This is a genomic window from Martelella sp. FOR1707, from assembly GCF_053484265.1.
In genome coordinates, this window is sequence record NZ_JBAKFP010000015.1 from 2751 (window position 1) to 6149 (window position 3399).

2 tRNA genes and 2 rRNA genes (1 of these 4 cut by a window edge) are annotated in these 3399 nt (G+C 52.5%); all 4 read right to left on the bottom strand.

From position 1 onward, the window contains the following. Nucleotides 1-773 (bottom strand): 23S ribosomal RNA (locus V6765_RS24020); it reaches 2125 nt to the left of the window's first position. Between the two features lie 582 nt (nt 774-1355). After that, nucleotides 1356-1431: transfer RNA gene (locus tag V6765_RS24025), tRNA-Ala, on the bottom strand. A 21-nt stretch (nt 1432-1452) separates the two neighbouring features. Then, nucleotides 1453-1529: transfer RNA gene (locus tag V6765_RS24030), tRNA-Ile, on the bottom strand. A gap of 274 nt (nt 1530-1803) precedes the next feature. Further along, nucleotides 1804-3281 (bottom strand): 16S ribosomal RNA (locus V6765_RS24035). Together the 16S and 23S rRNA genes with 2 tRNA genes alongside form the textbook arrangement of a ribosomal RNA operon. Nucleotides 3282-3399: the final 118 nt, after the last annotated feature.

The window sequence follows — 3399 nt, forward strand, 5'->3', positions numbered from 1 at the left end:
CCCGGTCCTCCAGTTGGTGTTACCCAACCTTCAACCTGCTCATGGCTAGATCACTCGGTTTCGGGTCTAATGCAACGAACTAAGACGCCCTATTAAGACTCGCTTTCGCTACGCCTACACCTATCGGCTTAAGCTTGCTCGTTACACTAAGTCGTTGACCCATTATACAAAAGGTACGCCGTCACCCTTGCGGGCTCCGACTGTTTGTAGGCATCCGGTTTCAGGTTCTCTTTCACTCCCCTTGTCGGGGTGCTTTTCACCTTTCCCTCACGGTACTGGTTCGCTATCGGTTATGCACGAGTACTTAGGCTTGGAGCGTGGTCGCCCCATGTTCAGACAGGATTTCACGTGTCCCGCCCTACTCAAGGACAATGACTATTCTACGCATACGGGGCTATCACCCATAGTGCCAGGCTTCCCAACCTGTTCTGCTTTATTCATCATTGCCACTGGCCTGATCCGCGTTCGCTCGCCACTACTTGCGGAGTCTCGATTGATGTCCTTTCCTACGGGTACTTAGATGTTTCAGTTCCCCGCGTTCGCTTCTTAACCCTATGTATTCAAGTTAAGATACCTTATAGCGATATCTAGAAAGATAAGATGTTCAACGAAGAACACCTTAAATTTTCTAGATATCTAAGGTGGGTTTCCCCATTCGGATATCCATGGATCAAAGCTTATTCGCAGCTCCCCACGGCTTTTCGCAGCGTATCACGTCCTTCATCGCCTGTGCATACCAAGGCATCCACCAAATGCCCTTAAGACACTTGATCGTTCTCATTGCTGATGTTCATCTCTTTGACCGGGCCTTTTGTATAACCCCGGCCGATGCCACCAACACGATCTGACCACCGACCCAACAAAGTCGGCAGTCTTAATTTTGTAAGACTGAATGTTTCTTTTCGTTCTTCGTAGCGCAAGCGCGCGTCGGCGAAAGTTCGCCGCCCCCGCGGAGGATAGGCCCGAAGGGCCGCTCATCCGTGAGCGATAAAAGAACTAAAAAGACATTCGTCTTTTTAGACCAGCTTCTCGAGATAATGTCCGATGATGTGCGGTCAGGCGCATCAATCCAACGCATCCGTCAGATGAAGGACAAGTCCCTCAAACAACAGATCGTCGTTACAGACAGAGCTTCCTTCCAAAACCAAACCCTCTCTCATCTCCGGCCGGCTAGACCTTCAATGCCGTCAATGGGTTCAGCTCCGAACGACCAGGCCTGAACCTGATCACCTGGAAGCCTCCAGACATATCTTCTCTTCACAATGTAACATTCAACAGGCATCACCCTCGAAAGGGTCATGCAAACCTTTTTTCCAGAAAGTCATCAAACCGGCTGCTACAAAAGCGCCAGTCCTTGGTGGAGCTAAGCGGGATCGAACCGCTGACCCCCTGCTTGCAAAGCAGGTGCTCTCCCAGCTGAGCTATAGCCCCGATTTCGTATCCTGTAGCCAATGGTGGGCCCGGGAAGACTTGAACTTCCGACCCCACGCTTATCAAGCGTGTGCTCTAACCAACTGAGCTACGGGCCCATTTTCTGTCCTCACGCTGCCGCAGCTTACGCTGCTTCGCTCCGGACGGGGCGCCGTACGATCGGCGACGGCCGGTCGGCCTGAGGTCCAAACCAAACGACCAACAAGTCGTTATCCTTAGATGACTTTCAAGAAAGAGAAACGTGGCAAGCGGACTTTGCCGATACCGTATCATCCGAAGATGACCGGCCTATGTGTTTTGATCAGATTGACTATCCGATCTTTGTTCTAACAAGCGTTCTTTAGGCCGAAGCCAAAAAGATCGCTTCCTTAGAAAGGAGGTGATCCAGCCGCAGGTTCCCCTACGGCTACCTTGTTACGACTTCACCCCAGTCGCTGACCCTACCGTGGTCGCCTGCCTCCTTGCGGTTAGCGCAGCGCCTTCGGGTAGAACCAACTCCCATGGTGTGACGGGCGGTGTGTACAAGGCCCGGGAACGTATTCACCGCGGCATGCTGATCCGCGATTACTAGCGATTCCAACTTCATGCACCCGAGTTGCAGAGTGCAATCCGAACTGAGATGGCTTTTGGAGATTAGCTCACACTCGCGTGCTCGCTGCCCACTGTCACCACCATTGTAGCACGTGTGTAGCCCAGCCCGTAAGGGCCATGAGGACTTGACGTCATCCCCACCTTCCTCCAGCTTATCACTGGCAGTCCCCCTAGAGTGCCCAACTAAATGCTGGCAACTAGGGGCGAGGGTTGCGCTCGTTGCGGGACTTAACCCAACATCTCACGACACGAGCTGACGACAGCCATGCAGCACCTGTCCTGGCGTCCCGAAGGAACCCTCGATCTCTCGAGGTAGCACCAAATGTCAAGGGCTGGTAAGGTTCTGCGCGTTGCTTCGAATTAAACCACATGCTCCACCGCTTGTGCGGGCCCCCGTCAATTCCTTTGAGTTTTAATCTTGCGACCGTACTCCCCAGGCGGATAGCTTAATGCGTTAACTGCGCCACCGATATGCATGCACACCGACGGCTAGCTATCATCGTTTACGGCGTGGACTACCAGGGTATCTAATCCTGTTTGCTCCCCACGCTTTCGCACCTCAGCGTCAGTAATGGACCAGTAAGCCGCCTTCGCCACTGGTGTTCCTGCGAATATCTACGAATTTCACCTCTACACTCGCAATTCCACTTACCTCTTCCATACTCGAGACACCCAGTATCAAAGGCAGTTCCGGAGTTGAGCTCCGGGATTTCACCCCTGACTTAAATGTCCGCCTACGTGCGCTTTACGCCCAGTAATTCCGAACAACGCTAGCCCCCTTCGTATTACCGCGGCTGCTGGCACGAAGTTAGCCGGGGCTTCTTTACCGGCTACAGTCATTATCTTCACCGGCGAAAGAGCTTTACAACCCTAGGGCCTTCATCACTCACGCGGCATGGCTGGATCAGGCTTGCGCCCATTGTCCAATATTCCCCACTGCTGCCTCCCGTAGGAGTTTGGGCCGTGTCTCAGTCCCAATGTGGCTGATCATCCTCTCAGACCAGCTATTGATCGTCGGCTTGGTAGGCCATTACCCCACCAACTACCTAATCAAACGCGGGCTCATCTCTTGGCGATAAATCTTTCTCCCGAAGGACACATACGGTATTAATTCCAGTTTCCCGGAGCTATTCCGTACCAAAAGGTAGATTCCCACGCGTTACTCACCCGTCTGCCACTATCCCGAAGGATCGTTCGACTTGCATGTGTTAAGCCTGCCGCCAGCGTTCGTCCTGAGCCAGGATCAAACTCTCAAGTTGAAATGAGAATTTTATCCAAGCTAATCACGTTCACTAACGTTGCTTTCGCTAACGCTTGTGTTGTTCAAATTACCGAAAGACAACTTCCGTTGCCTCAGTAAGAATCGACGGAAACCTT